The sequence below is a fragment of the Ferdinandcohnia sp. FSL W7-1320 genome (assembly GCF_038050315.1).
GTDB classification, from domain to species: Bacteria; Bacillota; Bacilli; order Bacillales; family Bacillaceae_L; genus Ferdinandcohnia; species Ferdinandcohnia aciditolerans.
Map to the genome: position 1 here is coordinate 3,528,950 of NZ_JBBPAM010000001.1, position 20,412 is coordinate 3,549,361.

General features: G+C 37.5%; 18 protein-coding genes. 3 read left to right on the plus strand and 15 right to left on the minus strand.

The window, feature by feature from the left end; all coding sequences use genetic code 11:
• Positions 1-43 precede the first annotated feature (43 nt).
• The 10 genes from bioB to NST91_RS17515 form a co-directional block, all read right to left on the minus strand.
• Positions 44-1,066 (minus strand): biotin synthase BioB, encoded by a 1,023-nt coding sequence (gene bioB / locus NST91_RS17470; protein ID WP_341332148.1) that lies wholly within the window; start codon positions 1,064-1,066, stop codon positions 44-46.
• 22 nt (positions 1,067-1,088) lie between these two features.
• A complete protein-coding gene (locus NST91_RS17475; RefSeq protein WP_341332149.1) occupies positions 1,089-1,688 on the minus strand; it encodes a biotin transporter BioY in 600 nt (199 codons plus the stop codon).
• A gap of 154 nt (positions 1,689-1,842) precedes the next feature.
• A complete protein-coding gene (locus NST91_RS17480; protein WP_341332150.1) occupies positions 1,843-3,480 on the minus strand; it encodes a S8 family peptidase in 1,638 nt (545 codons plus the stop codon).
• Positions 3,481-3,915: 435 nt separating this feature from the next.
• The gene (locus NST91_RS17485; protein WP_341332151.1) at positions 3,916-5,481 is read right to left on the minus strand and encodes an FAD-dependent oxidoreductase; all 1,566 of its coding nucleotides are present in this window, start codon (positions 5,479-5,481) and stop codon (positions 3,916-3,918) included.
• A gap of 464 nt (positions 5,482-5,945) precedes the next feature.
• Entirely contained in the window at positions 5,946-7,226 is a 1,281-nt protein-coding gene (locus NST91_RS17490; RefSeq protein WP_341332152.1) for a plasmid pRiA4b ORF-3 family protein, read from the minus strand.
• Positions 7,227-7,318: 92 nt separating this feature from the next.
• On the minus strand, positions 7,319-8,419 hold the full coding sequence (locus tag NST91_RS17495; protein ID WP_341332153.1) for a hypothetical protein: 1,101 nt from the start codon (positions 8,417-8,419) through the stop codon (positions 7,319-7,321).
• Positions 8,420-9,292, minus strand: coding sequence for an ABC transporter ATP-binding protein (locus NST91_RS17500; protein WP_341332154.1), 873 nt, complete (start codon positions 9,290-9,292; stop codon positions 8,420-8,422).
• Positions 9,276-10,088 carry a hypothetical protein gene (locus tag NST91_RS17505; RefSeq protein ID WP_341332155.1) on the minus strand — a complete coding sequence of 271 codons (813 nt, stop codon included), beginning with the start codon at positions 10,086-10,088 and terminating at the stop codon, positions 9,276-9,278. Before NST91_RS17505 ends, NST91_RS17500 begins: the two co-directional genes overlap by 17 nt.
• Positions 10,060-10,632: an RNA polymerase sigma factor gene (locus NST91_RS17510; protein WP_341332156.1), complete on the minus strand. Its 573-nt coding sequence runs from the start codon at positions 10,630-10,632 to the stop codon at positions 10,060-10,062. The genes NST91_RS17505 and NST91_RS17510 overlap by 29 nt, the downstream gene beginning before the upstream one ends.
• Positions 10,633-10,805: 173 nt before the next feature.
• Entirely contained in the window at positions 10,806-11,117 is a 312-nt protein-coding gene (locus NST91_RS17515; RefSeq protein WP_341332157.1) for a hypothetical protein, read from the minus strand.
• Positions 11,118-11,393: 276 nt separating this feature from the next.
• Here NST91_RS17515 and aspA point away from each other — a divergent pair, with 276 nt between their 5' ends.
• On the plus strand, positions 11,394-12,812 hold the full coding sequence (gene aspA / locus NST91_RS17520) for an aspartate ammonia-lyase (protein ID WP_341332158.1): 1,419 nt from the start codon (positions 11,394-11,396) through the stop codon (positions 12,810-12,812).
• Positions 12,813-12,846: 34 nt separating this feature from the next.
• Here aspA and NST91_RS17525 read toward each other — a convergent pair whose 3' ends face one another.
• The 5 genes from NST91_RS17525 to NST91_RS17545 form a co-directional block, all read right to left on the minus strand.
• Positions 12,847-13,632: an SDR family oxidoreductase gene (locus NST91_RS17525; protein WP_341332159.1), complete on the minus strand. Its 786-nt coding sequence runs from the start codon at positions 13,630-13,632 to the stop codon at positions 12,847-12,849.
• Between the two features lie 201 nt (positions 13,633-13,833).
• Positions 13,834-14,757 (minus strand): DMT family transporter, encoded by a 924-nt coding sequence (locus tag NST91_RS17530; RefSeq protein WP_341332160.1) that lies wholly within the window; start codon positions 14,755-14,757, stop codon positions 13,834-13,836.
• 118 nt (positions 14,758-14,875) lie between these two features.
• Complete coding sequence (locus tag NST91_RS17535) at positions 14,876-15,478, minus strand: TetR/AcrR family transcriptional regulator (RefSeq protein ID WP_341332161.1); 603 nt, start codon at positions 15,476-15,478, stop codon at positions 14,876-14,878.
• 12 nt (positions 15,479-15,490) lie between these two features.
• Positions 15,491-16,207, minus strand: coding sequence for a RelA/SpoT-related domain-containing protein (locus NST91_RS17540; protein ID WP_121445192.1), 717 nt, complete (start codon positions 16,205-16,207; stop codon positions 15,491-15,493).
• Positions 16,208-16,470: 263 nt separating this feature from the next.
• Complete coding sequence (locus tag NST91_RS17545; RefSeq protein ID WP_341332162.1) at positions 16,471-17,772, minus strand: MFS transporter; 1,302 nt, start codon at positions 17,770-17,772, stop codon at positions 16,471-16,473.
• Between the two features lie 129 nt (positions 17,773-17,901).
• Here NST91_RS17545 and NST91_RS17550 point away from each other — a divergent pair, with 129 nt between their 5' ends.
• Both NST91_RS17550 and trhO read left to right on the plus strand, forming a co-directional pair.
• The gene (locus NST91_RS17550) at positions 17,902-19,149 is read left to right on the plus strand and encodes a helix-turn-helix domain-containing protein (protein ID WP_341332163.1); all 1,248 of its coding nucleotides are present in this window, start codon (positions 17,902-17,904) and stop codon (positions 19,147-19,149) included.
• Positions 19,150-19,280: 131 nt separating this feature from the next.
• A complete protein-coding gene (trhO, locus tag NST91_RS17555; RefSeq protein ID WP_440272310.1) occupies positions 19,281-20,201 on the plus strand; it encodes an oxygen-dependent tRNA uridine(34) hydroxylase TrhO in 921 nt (306 codons plus the stop codon).
• Positions 20,202-20,412: the final 211 nt, after the last annotated feature.

Genomic DNA, 20,412 nt, shown 5'->3' on the forward strand with positions numbered 1-20,412 from the left:
ACATACATTCATAAAAGAACAGTAGTGGAGTACCTATTTCACCTTAATCAATTGTAATAGATTCTTTATTTTGGGACAGTGGACCTGTCCCTCTGTCCCAATCGATATCGAATCCTAGGTCTTCTAACATTTTATGGTCAGCCGATCCTTCTTGGCCAATAGTTGTGAGATAATCTCCTACAAAAATTGAGTTTGCTGCGTAGAGGCCTAGTGGTTGAAGGCTTCGCAGATTTACTTCTCTTCCTCCTGAGATGCGAATTTCCTTCGTTGGATTGATAAAGCGCATGAGGCACAGTACCTTCAGGCAATATCGTGGGTTCAACTCGTTTGTCCCCTCCAGAGGGGTTCCAACAATCGCATGCAAGAAATTCACCGGTATGGAATCCGCGTCTAGGACGCGTAAGCTTCTTGCCATATCGACAACATCTTGCTTGGATTCCCTCATTCCCACAATTACCCCGGAACAAGGTGAAATCCCCTGTTCTTTAATGGTTTCCACAGTATTAACCCGATCTTGATAGGTATGTGAGGTTGTAATACATTCATGGTGATTTTCAGATGTATTAATATTGTGATTATAGCGGTCAACACCCGCGTCTTTTAGTTTTTTGGCTTGATCTGATTTTAAAATCCCAAGACAAGCGCAAATTTTTAAATCATATTTTTCTTTGATTTCCCTTACGACAGATACAACGTGGTCCACTTCCTTGTTACTAGGACCGCGTCCACTTGCTACGATACAATATGTGCCCACTTGCATTTGATGAGCTTTTTCAGCCCCTTTCAAAATTTCTTCCTTGTCCATCATTCGATATTTTTCAATCGGTGCAGTTGAAATACTGGATTGTGAGCAGTACCCGCAGTTTTCCGGACATAGCCCTGACTTTGTATTAATAATCATATTTAGCTTCACCTTGTTGCCATAGTAATGATGACGAATCACGTACGCACCATGAAGTAACTCTAAAATTTCTTCATCTGGAGAGTTTAAGATATCTAACGCCTCATCATTCCTTACTTTATAGCCATCTATCACCTTTAATGCTAATTCCTTCCATTTACTCATCATTTTTTCTCCTCCATCTTTTCTAATTAACTGATTTTTTCAAGTTCGCTAAATAACCACGACTAACAAGTGTCCGTTCAAAGCGGTGCGCAAATAATCCTGCTCCAATCGCAAGGACGATATCTTTTGGTAACGGGACAATCATCCACAACCATGCCATAGAATACGTAAATCCTTCTGGAGCATCCGCAAATAATTGATAGGAAAAATACATCCAGTTCGTTCCGAAAAGATAATTAATGGACATCCCAATTAGTGATGCAATGATGTATGTATGTAGCGCCTTATTTTTTTCGATGATTATTCCTGTGATATATGCCGTTAAAATAAATGAAACAATAAAACCAAAAGTTGGACTTAATAAATGAGTAAACCCTCCGCTAAACTTAGCAAACACAGGAACCCCTACTAAACCTACAAATGCATACACACACATGCTAATCGCACCAAGACGACTACCTAAAATCGCACCAGCCAAGATCGCGAAAAAGGTTTGCAATGTGATCGGTACACCGCCAACAACCATAAATGGCGCAATCGATGTAATATTTGCCCCGATTGCCATTAACGCCACGAACATTCCTACTAAACTAATATCAATTGTTGATAACTTCCTTTTCAATTCCTTAGCCTCCTTCTCTTATCTATATAATTAAAATAATGAGAAAACGGTTTATTTGTCAACCTATTTTTATTCTAAGTTAACATATAAACCATAAAAATAGGAGTCTCTTTAAGTGAGACTCCCTAAAAAATGGACTAAATTCGGCAAATAATTAGTAAACTCTAAATGTTGTAGAACCCGTACTGCTTGAGTATCCACTCTTTGAAGCAGTGGCGTCAAGTCGATATGTTCCAGTTGCAGTTGAATAGCTTGTGCCGATCGACCAAGTTGCTACACCTGACGAATTGGTTGTTGCAGTTCCTGTTACAGTTGACCCATTTGGACGTGTAACTTTAAAATTCACGGATGCATTTGCAAGCGCGGCTCCATTTGAATCTCTTACTGTACTTGTAACATAGACGGTTTCGCCACGATAATAGTAGCTATAGTTAGTAGATACTGTTGTAACTGTCTCAGTTGATGATGGTGGTGGTGGTGTGGTTCCACCGCCTCCAGAAGCTGCTACAACAGCTGCATGGGCATCAACAATTCCATATCCGTATTGCGTGGAGCTACCAGCCTCTTGTGCTGTATCTCGAAGGATTTGTCTAGCTTGTGAGACTGAAATATTCGGATTCGCCGCTCTAATTAATCCCGCTACCCCAGCCACATGCGGAGTCGCCATTGATGTACCTGATAAGGATGTATAGCGACTATTTGGATAGGTGCTGTAAATATTCGAGCCAGGTGCCATAAGCTCTAAACCTGAACCATAGTTTGAAAAGCTTGAGCGTGTTCGGTTCGATGTAACGGATCCAACCGCGATTACACTACTATAAGCAGCTGGATACGAAATACTCGATGCCCCGTCATTACCAGAAGCTGCTACAACAATCGTTCCTTGCGATGTGGCAGTTTGTACCGCCTCATCCATGCTTTGATTATAACCTCCACCGCCAAGAGACATATTAATGACATCTGCATCAATATTGGCTGCATATAAAATTCCCTGTGTGATTCCGTATAAGGAACCTGATCCATCATCACCGAGTACCTTCACTGGGATAAGGGTTGCATTTTGCATGACACCCGAAACAGACCCATAGCTTGCAATCGTTCCAGCAACGTGAGTTCCATGACCTTGAACATCCATCGTTGTTCCACCGACAAAGGTTCTTCCTAAGCTCGTGTTCACAAAATTGGCCAGACTAGGGTGGTTATGGTCGATTCCAGTATCCAACACAGCAATTTTTACAGCACTTGAACCATTTGTAACTGTCCATGCTTGCGGAGCCTTAATCATGTCGTAATGCCATTTTTGATTTTGATGAACAGCTTGAATTGTCGCTGTTCCTTCAATGGCCATCATCTTATAGTTTTCGGAAATATATCTAACTTTGAACCCAAGATTCATTAACGCTTTACGCAATTCTTTTATAGCCATATTACTAGATTTGAACTGATTCGGAGAGTATTTGACTAAGTAGACTAAGCCCATTTTCTCGACTACTTTTTTGTTAAAATTTTTATTTAGGAGTGGTTTGACTGAAGTATCTTCAACATGGAGAGTGTCTATGATTGAGAATCCTTTTGCTTTTAACGCATCATCCTGACCTGTCAGACTGTCTGCGCTCTGGATTGTGGAATCTGAATTGCCTTTTTGTTTTGGCTCCACTGAAACGATTAGTTCACCTTCAACAAAGTCTTGGTTCCCTTTCCCCGCATTGTCGGGCTGGTCGGCAAAAGTTACACCTGCAAACATCGTTAAAACGAGTAAAAGCACAATCGCAAAACTGACAAATTTCTTCATTTACATACCTCCGCTTTTAGTTTTGAAAAACAACTCGTATGATATAAGTCAGTGGCACGCTCCCTTCTATGTATCGTGTATATACAGAAAAAAAGCAAAAAATGTCGACTAACTGGTGACTTTTTCACTTTTGACTGTCAAGATTATGTATTCGCAAGAATCGTTTGATGAGGAATTGTTGAGAAGATGTAAATTGCGTTTAGTGTTTGTAAAATTTGAAATGTCCTCTGCCTCCATTACACTACAATTTTCCAGTTGTGACCGTCAATATCTTTTGTAATATTCAGTTATTTACTACCACAAAATATTTTTCACGCCAAACATGTATAAGCCGAAATATCTAATTTTACTAGTATTATAGTCTTTCACATAGATTCACCGCTTTGGTGCGGTAATAGAAAAAAAAGGTACCTCCCGAGGGAAGTACCTGATTTTTTAATAACCCGAATCCTCTGATGTTAAGTTATCTAGCATTGAGTAATCATATTTCTGTAGTGGCTTTTCTGCCGGCCCTTCTAAAACTTCGCCCGTATAGGAGAAACGTGACCCATGACATGGGCAGTCCCACGATTTTTCACTATTATTCCAATGACATTCACAGCCAACATGGGTACAGGTTGTATCAACAATGTACAGTTTTCCAGTTTCGTCTTTGTAAGCCCCTTTTCGATGACCATCAATGGAGATTACGGCACCTTCCCCTTTTTGAATGTCATTGACATTTTTCTGAGGGATTTCCATTTTTCCTTGTACTAAATGCTTCACCACTTTCGCATTGTTCACAAAGAAATTTTTCAGAGAAGGATGTGCATAGAATCGGGCTGGTGAATACAGATCGCGATATGGATTATTTCGTTTCAAAATAATATCTCTAAATAGTAAGGCAGCTACTGCACTGTTTGTCATGCCCCACTTACGGAAACCCGTTGCGACCAGAATGTTTGGTTCACTGGTTGTTAACTCCCCGATATATGGGATTTTGTCCAAAGTCTCAAGATCTTGTGCGGACCAGTGGTATTGAATATCCTCTAATTCAAAAACCTGTTCACTAAAAATACGTAAGGAATTGTAATCTTCCTTTGTGTCCGTTCTTTCACCCGTTTGATGACTTCCGCCTCCAAGGATAATGTACTCTTCGCCATTCGTTGAAACAGATCGAATCGAACGAGTTGGCTTATCGACACTCAAATACATGCCACCTGGGTAACTCTCCTGTGCTTTAATGGCAACAGCGTATGAACGCGACGCTTTCATTCTAGCCGAATAAAGCCCTGTCCCTTCGAAAAATGGGAAATGCGAACATGCAAGGACAAAACCACCAGTTACCCGTTTGTTATTGCGAGTGAGTACGGTAGGTTTTTCCCCTGTTTCAACATTGACCGCAACCGTATGTTCAAAAATGAGTCCACCTTTTTCTTTAATGATTCTGACAAGGTGCGCTAAGTATTTGACTGGATGGAATTGTCCCTGATTTTTCATCACAATTGCGTTTTTTATCTCAATGTCAAAAGGAATAGTGTCTACAAGGCCACCATCAATTCCAATTTTTTCATAGGCCTGGGCTTCGTTCTCAATCTTTTGTGCATACTCATCCGTTGTGGAGTAAAGGTAGGCATCCTGTTCCTTAAAGTCACACTCAATTTGGTGCTCTTCTACTGTTTTTTTGACAAAATTTAATGCATCCGTGTTTGCTTCATAATAAAGCCTTGCGGTGCTTCTTCCGAAATTCGTAATGAACTCATCATAGATGAGGTCATGCTGTGCTGTAACTTTTGCAGTTGTGTGTCCGGAAGTACCATTGGTTAGATGATCCGCCTCTAATAAGGCGACTTTCAATCCCTCGTTTACTAAGACATACGCGGAGGTAATACCTGCAATCCCCCCACCTACAATCACAACATCTACCTCTAGGTCTTCCTCGAGTGGTGGAAACTCCGGAATGTCAACATCGGCTCTCCATAAAGGCTCGGGTGCTTCGGGAAGCTTTTTCTCATTTGCCACAATAAACCCTCATTTCCTAAATAAGTAAGTTTAGGTTTAGGTTTTCCAGTATTTTAGGTATCATGCATGGGTCGTGATGATATTGGGGTGGGTATTAATATAATTGGGACAGTGCTGAAATTGCTTAGTTGCTGATGAAGGGGATTCGTTGATCGCTTCCGCGGGGTTTTCCCCTTCATACCGCTGGTGAACGGGATCCGCGGGTTTTTCTGTGGAGTTTTCCTCCTCATATCGCTTATGAAGGGGATTCGCCAATCTCTTCCGCGGGGTCCTCCTCTTCATATCGCTTATGTAGAACTCTACTGACCGAACTCTGCTTGGCAAGGGACTTCATTGTCCTTATGAAGGACTCTACTGATCGAACTCCGCTTGGCAAGGGACTTCATCCACCTTTTGAAGGAACCTACAAACATAACTCACTGCCTCCGGGATTTCATCTAACATCCCAAAATAAACTTAGGAAATCAAACCTCTTCCCACCCATATTGGGCCGGGGCTTCACCTTTTCTATCAACTATCCGTGCCTTAGTTTTACGCTTTTCTTCAATAATTTTTAGAACATCTATATAAAATTCCCATTCATCGCCAAAATCGAATAGATATAGAAAACTTTTTCCCTCTCGAAGTTGAAGTTCTCCCAAACTCACCTCATTTGCATAGGGACCCTCAAAATCAAATGGTGAGTTATAAAAGTTTTCTCTGCTAAATTTTTTTCCATCCATAAAAAAGGCGTAAAGATGATCATCTTCAAAATCAAAAGCCTCTTGGATTAAATGATGAACATCCAATAAAGTATGTGAAGCTGAAAATTGTAACTTCCGCCAGCATGACTGGTTTAAAGTCACTTTAAATAAATAGGTACCCGAACTATTCTTTATTTCGCTCTCAAGAAAGTTTTGAGTGACCTCACCTTCTTCAAATAAAGGCTGTAATAAAGGAAAAAGAGATTCATGTTGCATTCTTTCTGGTTCTTCACTATCTTGCCCTTGATGATATATTGAACTAAGACCTAATATATCAAGATATGATCGTGAACCAAACTCTTGATTTGACTCAGAATCCCATGTATCAAGTAATGATTCTTGTAAATGTTTAAACAATGGGGTTAGCAGAATTGATTTCGCGGCACGATAAGTCGGACTGACTTTTTTTGTTTTTTCTTCATCAAACACAACTTCCCAGAGCCCAAAGTAATGAAAGTAATATAGAAAATTCTCAAAATCAAAAAATAATCGTCTTAATATATCATTTTTATTAATGTAGATTATCTTATTAGCAGGGTATTCCTCAAGTTTATCAAACAGGATATCAATACTATGAGGGGCCCTCTCAAAATAGCCGCCTTGTAAATAATCCCAATCAACCTTCATCCAAAAAGCCTCTAACAATGCAATATATTGCTCAGAAGTTGTTAGTCTAAAAAATTCTTCATATCTTTTTGATTGTAATGTAACTGTCTTTTGTGAATGCAAAGGCTCTTTTCGAAATAGATCTAACTCGATGCTCGCAAGAAAAAATAAATGCAAAAGTGGATATCCCGGTTGATTGTTTTTTAAAGGAACATCAAATTTCGGCTCAGACATTATGTCATAAATTGCAATTAAATCCTTTCGAGGAAGGAACTCATTTGCTTTTGTTAACTTTATTTTGTTATTTGCTATGTAATCTAAGAATTGGATAAAGTCCCTAGTAATTTTTGTAGGGTATTCCTCTGTAATACGTATTCTCGTTTCTTTTTTACTCATATAGAATTCTCCTTATTCCTGTTCAGTTATATTTTTCCATTGTACCCTGTCTACATAAAAAAATCACCCGCCCACAGGACAGGTGAATTAACTTAAGAAGTAACTTCCTTATTTTTCACAACGCGTGATGTTAAAATTGGAATCACAACGATAACCCCAATCATCACAACAAGCGCAACAATCGAATACAGGACAGGGAATCCAAACAGATTGATTGTGTTAAAATCATCAAAAAATGGCTCAACATTCATGTAATATATAAACGAAAATTGGAAGATATCCTCTACCCAATTAGGAAGTTGAAGTGTTTCTACCAAAAAGTATGGTATCGCAAAGATAGCACCATTTATGATAAGTGAAACCAAAGCATTTTTACATACAGACGAGATAAGCACAATCATAATGGCAAAACTACACGCACCGAACAAATGGAACCCTAATTGCAGTAAATGGTACTCTAACATTGTAAAACTATATGGCGAAAAATAGTATTTAAATGTATATTGGATGGACGTTTCCCAGCCACTATTCCCATATTGAATAAGGTTCCACGCAATATTAAAAATCTCCCACCCTACTACAACAATAGCGGTATAAATTAAGGCAGCTCCAATTTTGGCACCTAGCAATGATCCTCTACCCTTTTTTGAGCTAAGAATATAGTTGTCCACCCCCGTGCTATATTCCTGGGTGTACATACTAGAAAGCCCCACCAAAAGCATTGCCCCGGTGATGAATACCGAAAAAACACTTGCAAAATCAATGATTTCTGCAGGACCTTTGCTATAGGCGAAATAAGAGGTATCGATCTCTTTTAGCATGGCTGTTTGAAGCTCGGTATTATATTTATTTTCCCCTGCTAGCTCTTTGATTTTTTCCTGAGCATTCAATTCCACCTGATGGCCATACGAGAGATTTTCGTAAACTCCCATCAGGGTCCATTCATCTTCAGATAACCACTGATCGGTTTCCATCATTTCGTCTTGCTTTTTCATTAACTCTTCATTGCCCTTTGCAGCAACTTCAAGTTTTTCCTCAGTAACTTTCCCTTCCCAATCCTTATAAATTGCTCTTTCTTGATCAGCACTAGGATAATAGGTGAATCCCGTCGAAAAAACAATCAACAAAAGAAACGTAACATAGACCATTCTTTGCTTAAAAATTTTATATAACTCAAATTTTAATAGCTCCATTTATGCGACCTCCTCATCGAAATAGTAGAGATATAGATCCTCTAGATTTGGATGTTCATTTACAGCATTTAGATGAGGTTTAACATCACTTAAAATCCGTAACTTGAATTTATCCCCAACACGAGCAATGTTGCCAACCTTATATATAGATTGAAACTTTGTAGTTTCAGATTCAGTATCAACTGTGACAGACCAAACCTTTTCTTCGATTCCTTTTAATAACGATTGAGGTGTCTGCTTTTGAATCAGTTTTCCTGACTTTAAAATCAAAACTTCCTTCGCAATGAATTCGATATCTGACACAATATGTGTGGATACCAATACAATACGGTTTGTTGAGATTTTTGATATCAAATTTCGGAACCGGATTCTCTCTTTTGGATCAAGTCCTGCCGTTGGTTCGTCTACGATCAGAATTTTCGGGTCATTTAACAGAGCTTGCGCAATTCCGACACGTCGCTTCATTCCGCCTGAAAACTTCCCTACCTTTTTCTTGGCGTGCTCAGTTAATCCTACCAATTCCAATGTTTCCATGACCTTTGCTTTTGCGTCTTCCTTTGACAGACCTTTTAACGTTGCAATATAAAGCAAAAACTTTTCAGCTGTAAAATTTTTGTAAAGACCCACATGCTGAGGCAAATATCCGATGACATCTCGATATCGATAATCCAAAACCGAAATATCTTGACCGTCTAGCAATACTCTTCCGGAGCTCGGCTTCATAACACTAGCAAGAATGCGCATCAATGTCGTCTTTCCTGACCCGTTCGCCCCTAAAATCCCGTACACCCCTGTTGTAAATTCTAAATGTAAAGAGTCCAGAGCCTTTTTATCATCAAAGACTTTTGAAACATTTTCAACGGTTAAATTCATATGAAATTCCCCTTTTGTAAATTCTACTCATTTTAATCAAGATAAATATCGTTGCAGCAACAGTTACAAAAATATATACAACAGCTGAAACCGTTTCGATTCTTTCCATCACATCTTGTTGTACAAGAAAAAGAGCAACAACTGTCCAAACAACTAGTCCACCAGTTAGCGTGTATGATCCACGAAATTTTGAAGCTACCACTAACATGATCGCTGTAACGATCGTAAATGGTGTCGCCCAATAAAGAATTAATTTTCCAATCATCACCTCAGGTTGAAGGACTGCAAAACTAATCGTCAAAAGGATATTCAGGGTAATATTGAAGGCTCCTACAACAACCATTCTCGATAAAATAATTTCTTGTAGGCTAAATTTAAATGACATCTCTAGTTCAGCCATCTCGGTATTTCCACTCTTAAATATTTCAATCATCCCGATGAATGTTGGGAGTGGAGCCACATACAGCATAATGAGATATGGATCTACCTCGTAAAATAGAGTTGAAGTTACTCCGATTAGTAAAAATAATAGATTTAACCCCCAAAACAATGGTGAAAAATAAAAGACTTCCCTTGTAGAATACTTCATTACGGTTGACACACTGGCAACAAGTGTATCCCATTTATTTTCTATTTTAGGAACGTGAGGACGGAGCGCATCAACTGTCATCATAATTTCAGATTCACTTGGAAATTCGACATCAAACTCGTCAAGGGACATTTCCAATTCCTGTTCCAATTCTAAAATCTCATCATCGATCTCAAATTTAATGGTTTGTCTGTCGTTTTTGATCATTTCCCTCACCTCTCTCTAATGATGTTGCAAGTTTCCCAAGGCCTTGCTTCAATCTTGATTTAACGGTCGACACATTCGCTTTCGTGATGTCGGCAATCTCCTTAATTTTCATGTCATGATAGTATTTCAGAATCACGGCTTCTTTTTGAATATCTGGTAAGCGATTAATCGCTGCCTTTACCTGCTCCCGCGATTCCTTTCGTTCAAATATGTAGGGAACATCACTGTTTGTACTTTTAATTGAATCTTGAAGCTCTGTTATTTTAGTGGTTTGTTTATAATCAGCACTCTTCCAATAATCACGGCAATGATTGACGGCAATTGTATAGAGCCAGCTTTTAAAACTACCTTTATTTGAATAAGACTTAATCCGCTGCATCATTTTTATGAAAATTTCCTGTGTTAAATCGTACGCCATTTCCTTGTTTCCCACTTTTCGATAGACAAAAGCGTATATCGATTTATAATACTTCCTTGTCAAAACCTCCATCGCCGCTTGACTACCTTGCAGGATTTCTTCAATTAGTTCTTGATCCTCAGGCATTTTTATCACCTCAATTATCTAAGACGAAAAGATTTGAAAAAAGATTTATTCCATCTAAAAAAAGTTTCTGCTATGATTATCTATTTAGAATGAGAAGGCTGCAACGGGAAATTGTAATGACGTAAAAAAGCACCTATCTCCAAAATGGATAGATGCTGATATTAATTTTAAATCTACATAAAATAATCCAATACAAAATACAAAATCAAACAAAGGATAGATCCTGTTAAAAATGGACTAATTCGAAGTCGGACTTTTTCATGCTTTTCTCTGTAACTACCGAGAAATGTATTAAAAACGGCCATCTCTGAGTTTTTTGTAAAGATATCGCCTGAGGAGCCCATTAAGATTGCGACTATTATAAAAAAACAAGAGCCAATAAACAAGGTAGTTAACGTATTTGCATCTAAATAGAGGGAAACTCCATAAAGAATTGCTACCTCTACGGCAGTAACAAGGAGCGCAAATGTGATGTATCGTACCATTGTTCATCCCTCCTTCCTCAAACTGCTGATACCGTTTATTACGAATGAGCGTGAGAAAAGTTTCGGAATACTTAGTATATACTATTCCGCTTTTTCATCATTTAGTCCGGACAAACCTAGGCTTGGACTTTTCCAAATAATAGATTATTTAAATTGTAAGCGGTTTTAGTTGGTAAGTAAAAAATACATGTTATAATGGGGTGGATGACAGTTGCAAACTAGTAGGAAAGAGAATTAAATACTACTAGAATGTATATGTAAAAGGGAGAGGACATCATGAGCCAAGTTCGAATAGAAAAGGATTTTCTTGGAGAAAAAGAGGTTCCATTTGATGCCTATTATGGCGTCCAAACGATACGTGCAGTTGAAAATTTTCCGATAACTGGTTACCGTATCCATGAAGAATTAATTATCGGATTAGCTATGGTTAAGAAAGCAGCAGCCTTAGCAAATATGGATGTGAAGCATCTATATGAAGGTATTGGTAAACCAATTGTACAAGCTGCAGATGAAATTATTAACGGAAAAATGCATGATCAATTTATTGTAGACCCTATCCAAGGTGGAGCAGGTACGTCTATTAATATGAATGCTAACGAAGTCATTGCTAATCGTGCACTAGAGATCCTTGGACATGAAAAAGGAAAATATAATGAAGTTAGTCCTAACAGCCATGTGAATATGTCTCAATCTACAAATGATGCATTTCCAACGGCACTTCATATTGCCACACTTAACTTAATTGAAAAATTACTAAGCACAATGGAATATATGAAAGGCGTTTTCCAACAAAAAGCGCAAGAATTTGACCATATCATTAAAATGGGAAGAACTCATCTTCAGGATGCAGTGCCGATTCGACTTGGACAAGAGTTCGCTGCATATGCCCGTGTTTTAGAACGTGATATAAAGCGTATTCAACAATCCCGTCAGCATTTGTATGAAGTCAATATGGGAGCTACAGCTGTAGGAACTGGGCTAAATGCTGAACCACGATATATCGAAAATGTTGTCAAATATCTAGCAGAAATTAGTGGACTGCCTTTAGTAGGTGCTGAACATCTAGTCGATGCTACCCAAAATATCGATGCATACGCAGAAGTATCAGCTGCGTTAAAAATAAATATGATGAGTATGTCAAAGATCGCAAATGATTTACGTTTAATGGCCTCAGGACCACGTGCAGGTCTCGGCGAAATCAGCTTACCAGCAAGACAACCAGGTTCATCCATTATGCCAGGTAAGGTAAACCCAGTTATGCCTGAAATGATTAATCAAGTAGCCTTCCAAGTGCTAGGAAATGATCATACAATCTCGTTAGCAACTGAAGCTGGCCAACTAGAATTGAATGTAATGGAACCAGTTTTAGCATTTAATTTATTGCAATCACTTAGCATTATGAATAACGCATTCAGAGCATTTACTGATTATTGTCTATCAGGAATCAAAGCAAATGAAGAGCGTTTAAAGGATTATGTTGAAAGAAGTGTCGGACTCATTACTGCCGTTAATCCACATATCGGATATGAAGTCGCCTCTCGAATTGCAAGGGAAGCTATTATAAACGGTAAACAAGTTCGTGAACTATGTTTACAATATGATGTATTAACTGAAGAAGAATTGGATTTAATCTTAAATCCATATGAAATGACAGAACCAGGGATTTCAGGTTCTTCATTGTTGCAACGAGCATAAACAAAGAGGACTGGTGACAGTCCTCTTTTTCATTTTAAATCGCCTTTACCATTCCACCGTCAACCAAGTATGCTTGTCCGGTCATATAGGAATTAGCATCCGATACTAAAAACGTAACGATATTAGCAAATTCTTCAGGTGCACCATAACGTTTTAACGGAATGGTTTCTTTGTACATTTGTTCAATTTCTTCAATCGGCTTTCCTAGTTTTTCGGCATTGATTTGATCCAAGTGTGCAACGCGGTCTGTTGCAATACGTCCGGGTGCGACCGTATTGATGAGAATATTATAAGGCGCTAATTCGTCAGCTAATGTTTTTGATAAACCAACAATGCCTAGCCGAAAAGTATTGGAAAGAATAAGACCAGGAATAGGCACTTTGATAGATGAAGATGCAATATTGATGATTTTTCCACCGTTTTCTTTCAAATACGGTAGAGCGCCACGGATCATTCGAACATAACTTAATAGATTTAATTCAAATGCCCCCTGCCATGCTTCATCATCTAACTGGTCAAATGTTCCTGCTGGAGGACCTCCCGCATTGTTTACAAGAATATCGATTGTGCCAAACGTTTCTATTGTATGTTTCATCAGAGCCTCAATTTCTTCTTTGTTGGTAATATCCGTTTGAAGAAAAGAGACTTTTCCCATATTTAATGCTGAAAGTTCCTCTTGAACTGCTTTTAATCTTTCCTCACTGCGACTTGCAAGCATCACATTGGCGCCTTCTTTTACGAGCTGGGTTGCGATTGCTTTTCCGAGCCCTTGGCTAGATGCGGCAACGATGGCGGTTTTCCCGCTTAAATGTAAATCCATATGTCATTCACTCCTTAAATTTGAGTTTACTCTTCCATTTTAGCCCATTTTCATAATTTTGTGTTGAGCTTAGAATGTTGAATTTTTCCCAAACTTTATTGAATTGAGTCCAACCACTCAATATTTGTTCCCTAACTCAAATTAATTGTGCACTAACCCTTAAAAGGTCAGCTCAGACAAAAAAGAGCTGACCCTTCTATTCTATTTCGAGACTGACATCTCAACCTGCTTATCAATCTTAGGTTTCCGTTCGAAAATACCAGTTCCTAGTAACACTCCACACACAATTAAAAAGAAGCCAACTAACTGAATGAATTTAAATGATTCATTTAAAAATAACACCGATCCAATCAGAGAAAAGAATGGTGCAAGATTTAAGAATATAGCCGTTTCACCTGGTCCAATTTTGGAAATGGCAAAATTATAACATAGGTTTCCGATACCCGTTGAGATAATTGCAGATGCAGCAAAAACTACCCACACATAAGCAGGTACAGCTCCAGTTGCAGCAATAGACTGCCCCTCCAATGCGAAGCTTACTATCAATAAAAATCCTGCCCCCATTAATAAAGCGTAACACGTAATGGTTTTTGCATTTAATGTGTAAGAAGCTTTTCGAATAAAAATAAAACTTACCGCTTGCGCAATGACTGATAAAAACACGTACAAATCCCCGAGTGCAAGCTTTGTAAATGACCCTCCACCAAGGATTAAGATAAAGTAAATACCCATTATTCCTAAAAAGACACCGCTGATTTTTAAAAATGTCATGTTCGCTTTTAGAAAAAGCACCGCCAAAATATTTGTAACAAGCGGAATTAAGGCTAGAATGGATGCACCATTTGTGGCACTCGTGCCCGTCAAGCCGACAGAAAGTAATGCTTGGTGGCCAAGAATTCCAGTCAAAGCACTAAGTGAAACATACCCAAACTCGTGGAGACTCATTTTTTGGAGATCTTTTTTCACATATAGAAAGACAAAAATTACAAGGCCCGCTGCCAAGATTCGTAGACCGGTAATGGATACTGGCGGAAAATTTTCAACCAATATTTTAATCGCTACAATATTAAGCCCCCACGCAACCATAACAAATAACAGAATGCCGTATAAATAAAGTTTTCGCACATTCACCAATCCATTCTGATGTGATCCATCTTTTCACTAATGCACTCTATTATACTCCATATCTGTTAAAAATTGGCTAGAAAAATAAAAGTCCGGCAGATAACACAAATCGTGCCTTCTACCGGACAAGTCCTTTTTTCAAAAGGTTCATTTCAATTGTAAAGCCCCTTAATGCGGAGTCTGATGATAAATCATAAGCAAAGGCATGGATTAAATTACGCAGCATTACAGACGTAATGATTTGTATCGAATGAAACAATTCCTCATCATTCTCTACATTCAATTTACTTATATTAATTCGAGAACTTAGCTCTTTAAAGTTTTCGTTCATTTCAACATCACCTGTAATTCTGTCAAACGTACGTTCAATTTTATGGGTCATGTTGAGCAAGGCATTTTTTAAAAATGTTAGTCCCTCATCTTCTTGCAAAAACAGTTCGAAGAAGTCAACCATCGTTTGAAACAAATCACCATCATGCTTTTCTAACATTGAAAGAAATGCAACCTTCTTTTCCTTAGCATATTCACTTAATATAAAGAAATAAACATCTTCTTTATCCTCAAAATATTGATAAAAACTACCGCGTGGAATTCCAGCTGATTTTATAATATTGGAAATCGAAGCGTCAAATAATGGAACGCTTGAAAATTCCTTTTTTGCCGCTTCAATCAGAGTTTGTTTCTTATCATCAGGTAAATTAAAAAAAGTAATCTTCGGCATTTTCACCTCTCCCTATTTGTCGAAGGATAAAAAGTCATAAGGAAGAAGGATTTTATCATCCAAAGTATAAAGCTCTTCCATTTTCGTTGATTCCTTTAGTTTGTTCATTTCTCCTTGAAGTTTTTCCATCTTTTTATCTAATTGTGCTGCTGTTACAGCCGCTTCTTTTAATTCATCCTTCATATGCTGAGGGATTTCTTTATTGTATTTATAATAAATTTTGTGTTCTAAGCTTGCCCAGAAATCCATGGCAATTGTTCGAATTTGAATTTCAACAAAAATATGTTCTTCACGATCGGACATAAAAATTGGAATTTGCACAATTAAATGTAGACTTTGATATCCGTTTGGTTTTGGATTTTTAATGTAATCTTTACACTCAATTAAGGTAATATCCTTTTGCTTTTGCAGCATTTCACTGATTTTATAAATATCGGAAATATAAGCGCATGTAATTCGAATCCCCGCAATGTCACGAATATTTTCTGTGATGGACTCAAAACTATAGTCATATCCTTTGCGTTGGATTTTGTTCAGTATACTCTCTGGTGATTTCAATCGAGATGATACATGCTCAATTGGGTTGTAATCATGTATATATTTAAACTCCTGCTTTAAAATATTTATTTTGGTCATCATTTCTTCAAGCGCAAACTTGTATGACATCATAAATCGTATCAGTTCTACCTTCATATCTTTAAACTGATTCATTCTAATTCCTATAGACATAATTCGTCTCCTTTTAGTGTGAAGCTATTGGTCTTTTACAAATTGAAGCCTTGACACCTAACGATTGCAGTTTTTTCGCAAGCTTTCGTAGTTTCATTTGGTTCAGTTCATTTTTAGGTTCTGTCTTTATCATGACATCTTGTCACCTCACAATTTACATTTTAGATGACACAATGTCACAAGTCAATTAATTATGACACATTGTCACACTATGTTCACATACAGAGAAAAGCCTTTCTCCAAGTAAGAGAAAGGCATAATTGTTATAAAGCAGTACTTGTTTTTTCCACTACGGGCTTTGGTTCATTCAATTCCGGATGAGCTTTTCTTACAACACTTGGTCTTGCTAGAACTAACACGACCCCAATTAAGATAACCGCCGAAGTGATGAGAATATATTGGCCAGGCAATACATCGTATAGATATCCAAATATAATCATTCCAAGTGGCATTAAAGCTACTGCCATTGATTCTAAAATCGAGAACACGCGTCCCTTATAATCATCATCAATCATTTTTTGCATCATAACTTGAAGCGGTGTATTGACAACGATAATCATCAAACCATTTATAAACATTGCAACAAAATAATACGCAAACACTGACCAATACGATAATGAAATCATTAATGGAACAGCCATCGCTCCCATAATGACCCCTAACCCAATGATTCCACGTTTTGAAACAAGGAAGGGATATTTCACTTCTTTTCGAATCGAGAAGTAAATCGAGAATAACAGCATTCCAATGGCAAAGGCTCCTTGCGTGAAACCGAAATGTTCTGAAGCCAACTTTAATTTTTCAATTAATATAAATGAGTAACCGACCTCAAAAGCTCCAAAAAGGAAGTTGATGACTAATGCCATCCAGATCATCGTCATCAGGACCTGTTTTGTTTTTAAATAGGAAATACCTGCTTTAATACTTTCCCACATTGTTTCCTTCTGTTCTGTTTCATCTTTCTCTTTGCGATTTGAGAACAGATTGAAGTTCATGGTAGATTCAAGTAATACAGCAATGACAGAAGCCACAATGTACATTCCTAAAAATAATTCCATTGATACTGTACCATATAACAGTCCACCTACTGCTGGGCTACCAATGGCCGCAAAAGAAATTGAAATTTGGTTAAGTGACATTGCTCTTTGAATACGTTCTTCATCCACCAAACCGGAAATCGATGAAGTGAAGGTTACGCCAGTAAATGAAGTTGCGATTGATAATATTACCGTTGTTGTATAAATTGCAATTAAAGATAAACCATAGGTCAAACTAACAACGAGTAACCCTACAATCGCTAGTGTTGCAACAAGCTGTGAGATAATGACGATTTTTTTTCGAGAATATTTGTCTGCTGCATAACCTGCTAGCGGTGCTACAAGTGCCCTCGGTAAAAGATTACATATTAGATTTGTCGCAAAGCTTGTTGCTGATCCTGTAAGTTGAAGTATATAAAAGCTGATTGCAAATGCGTATACTTGTGCGCCGAATGAGGAAATGATTTTACTTATTGTGAATGTAAACAAATGATAAGATGCCCTTTTAAGCTTTTGTTGTTCAGTCATGCTAATTCCTCCAGTTTTGGAAAAGTTTAATTTAATTAAACAAATCTTATCATCATATTACTTTCTTTTCAACAAAAAGTTTAATATAATTAAACAAAATAATAAAAATAGGGAGAGTGCCTATTTCTTATGCTAGGTGAACGCATACGTAAATTACGTAAACAAAAGAAATTAACATTAGAAGAACTTGCAGGTACAAAACTGACAAAAGGCATGCTCAGCCTAATTGAAAATAATAAAGCAAATCCATCTATGGAGAGCTTAACCTATATTGCAGAGAGGCTTGAAATAGATTTGTCACAGCTTTTAAATGAAGTGAATTTTGAGGAATTAAGGGAAGTATTGGATGAGGCTGAAAAAATATTTTCACGCAACTCAGATGATTACCCCGAAAAATATAAAAATCTGTTCACTCTCATTGACCCGGTTGTTCCCCAATTAAACCAAGGCTATGTAGCTGCAAGATTGTTGGAGCTATATGGGTACAGTTTATACTGGGAAAAGCAAGGTGACTGGAAACAGTCTCTTGAACAAGCAGCCGTCCTGTACGATCAAATGAATGTAACAACGAAACGGGTAGGCATAGCCTCATTTCGTTGCCTTGCCGATTTTATCGAACATAACTATGAGCAATCATTGGAAACAATCTTACATGAACGAAAAGAAATTGAAAAAAAGCACGTCTATATTGACCCCATTTCAAGATTGGACCTAGATTATAATGAGGCCGTTATGTATTTTGCTGTTGGGGATATTAACGCGGCAAAACAAGTCATGGATGAAGCCATTTCATTCTCTCAAAAAAACAAAACGTTTTATCGAATTGATGATTTATACAGGTTGGCAGCAGCCTATTCGATGATGGAAGAAGAATGGGAGCAATATGAATATTACCTGAAGAAGTTGAATCAATATGCGATGTTTTCAGACGATACAATGTCTCAAGTTACATCAAAACTCTTTCTCATTGAGTCCCTCAATGGCTATAAACATGATTACGCGGAAGCTCTTTCAATGGTCGATCAGCTTTTAAACGATCCAGAATTAAAACATCATCAATTAATTGAATGGTTTCATCTTGAGAAGGGAAAAGCATTACATGGATTAAAACGCTACGAAGAAGCCATTAACTATTTCGAAAAGGTAGTCATTCCTGACTATCATCACCACCCTTTTGACTTATCACAATTTTATCTAAAAGAAACATATATGGCGCAATGTCTAGTTGAACTTGGAAAAATAGAGGAGGCTTTAGGAGCTGCGAAAAAAGCAGTTGATTTATTTGATCACCTCCCTGATTCTCCTTTTAAAGAATTAAGCTTGGAGACTTATCAAAAAATTCTTGAACTGAAATCTGTTAAATGGGGAAAATCGTGATTAATGCCCATAACCATTTTGAGTAATATTAAAAAATGTCACCAAAGCAATAAATAAAGTTGTAACAGGAAATAAAAAGTACTTTTATTTGAATCTCAATATTTGATATCATACTTAAAGAAAAAGTATTAATGAAGGTGAAGAAATTGGATTATCAAATTTTACTTTATTACAAATACATCGAAATTGATGACCCGCAGGCTTTTCGAGACCAACATTTTGAATTCTGTGCTTCCATTGGTTTGAAAGGCCGAATTCTTGTTGCAACAGAGGGGATCAATGGTACTGTGTCAGGTACGGTGGAGCAGACGGAAAAATATATGGAGTTTATGCGAAGCGATGCCCGTTTTTCGGATATGGTTTTCAAAATTGAGAAAAGTGAAGGACATGCTTTTAAAAAGCTTAAAATTAAGGTGAAACCAGAGATTGTTAATTTAAGTCTGGATAAAGACTTAAATCCAAATGAAATTACGGGTAAACATCTTTCACCAAAGGAATTCCTTGAAACGTTACAACAAGACGATGTCATCGTTCTTGATGCTCGAAATACCTATGAGTACGATCTTGGTCATTTTCGAGGGGCCATTCGACCTGATATCGAAACTTTCCGAGAACTGCCAAAATGGGTTGAAGAGAACTTAAGCGAGCATAAGGATAAAAAAATACTAACCTATTGTACCGGAGGAATCCGTTGCGAAAAATTCTCTGGATTCCTTGTAAATGAAGGCTTCAAGGATGTTTCTCAGCTTGAAGGTGGCATCATTACGTACGGATATGATCCAGAGGTAAAAGGTGCACTTTGGGACGGAAAATGCTATGTATTTGATGAACGCATTTCTGTACCAGTAAACAGAACTGGTGAAGAAACAGTGGTTGGAAAATGTCATCACTGCGGGAAACCAGAAGAACGGTATGTAAAATGCGGAAATCCGGATTGCAACAAGCATCTCCTATTATGTGAGGACTGTGAACATGAACACTACAGATCTTGTAGCCAGGAATGTAAAGACCACCCTCATAATCGCTATGTGAAGGAACATCAATTGGTGTAAATTATAAAGACACTTATTTAATTACACTTCAACTAGCATAATACGTAGCAATAAAAAGAGACTAGGGTTTAAACTTTCCTAGTCTCTTTGCTAATATTAGATCTTCTTATGTTTTTTTCGTACATTGAATCAAACGTACTTTATTAGGAATTACTTTGAATTTGACATATTTCAAAGCGCTTTATAATACCTTTTAATATCGTAAAATTCA

What these genes read in the sequence shown, in the direction of transcription:
- bioB (WP_341332148.1), bottom strand. Translation starts at nt 1,066, where the DNA reads ATGAGTAAATGGAAGGAATTAGCATTAAAGGTGATAGATGGCTATAAA.
- NST91_RS17480 (WP_341332150.1), bottom strand. Translation starts at nt 3,480, where the DNA reads ATGAAGAAATTTGTCAGTTTTGCGATTGTGCTTTTACTCGTTTTAACG.
- NST91_RS17490 (WP_341332152.1), bottom strand. Translation starts at nt 7,226, where the DNA reads ATGAGTAAAAAAGAAACGAGAATACGTATTACAGAGGAATACCCTACA.
- NST91_RS17495 (WP_341332153.1), bottom strand. Translation starts at nt 8,419, where the DNA reads ATGGAGCTATTAAAATTTGAGTTATATAAAATTTTTAAGCAAAGAATG.
- NST91_RS17500 (WP_341332154.1), bottom strand. Translation starts at nt 9,292, where the DNA reads ATGAATTTAACCGTTGAAAATGTTTCAAAAGTCTTTGATGATAAAAAG.
- NST91_RS17505 (WP_341332155.1), bottom strand. Translation starts at nt 10,088, where the DNA reads ATGATCAAAAACGACAGACAAACCATTAAATTTGAGATCGATGATGAG.
- NST91_RS17510 (WP_341332156.1), bottom strand. Translation starts at nt 10,632, where the DNA reads ATGCCTGAGGATCAAGAACTAATTGAAGAAATCCTGCAAGGTAGTCAA.
- NST91_RS17515 (WP_341332157.1), bottom strand. Translation starts at nt 11,117, where the DNA reads ATGGTACGATACATCACATTTGCGCTCCTTGTTACTGCCGTAGAGGTA.
- aspA (WP_341332158.1), top strand. Translation starts at nt 11,394, where the DNA reads ATGAGCCAAGTTCGAATAGAAAAGGATTTTCTTGGAGAAAAAGAGGTT.
- NST91_RS17525 (WP_341332159.1), bottom strand. Translation starts at nt 13,632, where the DNA reads ATGGATTTACATTTAAGCGGGAAAACCGCCATCGTTGCCGCATCTAGC.
- NST91_RS17535 (WP_341332161.1), bottom strand. Translation starts at nt 15,478, where the DNA reads ATGCCGAAGATTACTTTTTTTAATTTACCTGATGATAAGAAACAAACT.
- NST91_RS17540 (WP_121445192.1), bottom strand. Translation starts at nt 16,207, where the DNA reads ATGTCTATAGGAATTAGAATGAATCAGTTTAAAGATATGAAGGTAGAA.
- NST91_RS17545 (WP_341332162.1), bottom strand. Translation starts at nt 17,772, where the DNA reads ATGACTGAACAACAAAAGCTTAAAAGGGCATCTTATCATTTGTTTACA.
- NST91_RS17550 (WP_341332163.1), top strand. Translation starts at nt 17,902, where the DNA reads ATGCTAGGTGAACGCATACGTAAATTACGTAAACAAAAGAAATTAACA.
- trhO (WP_440272310.1), top strand. Translation starts at nt 19,281, where the DNA reads ATGAAGGTGAAGAAATTGGATTATCAAATTTTACTTTATTACAAATAC.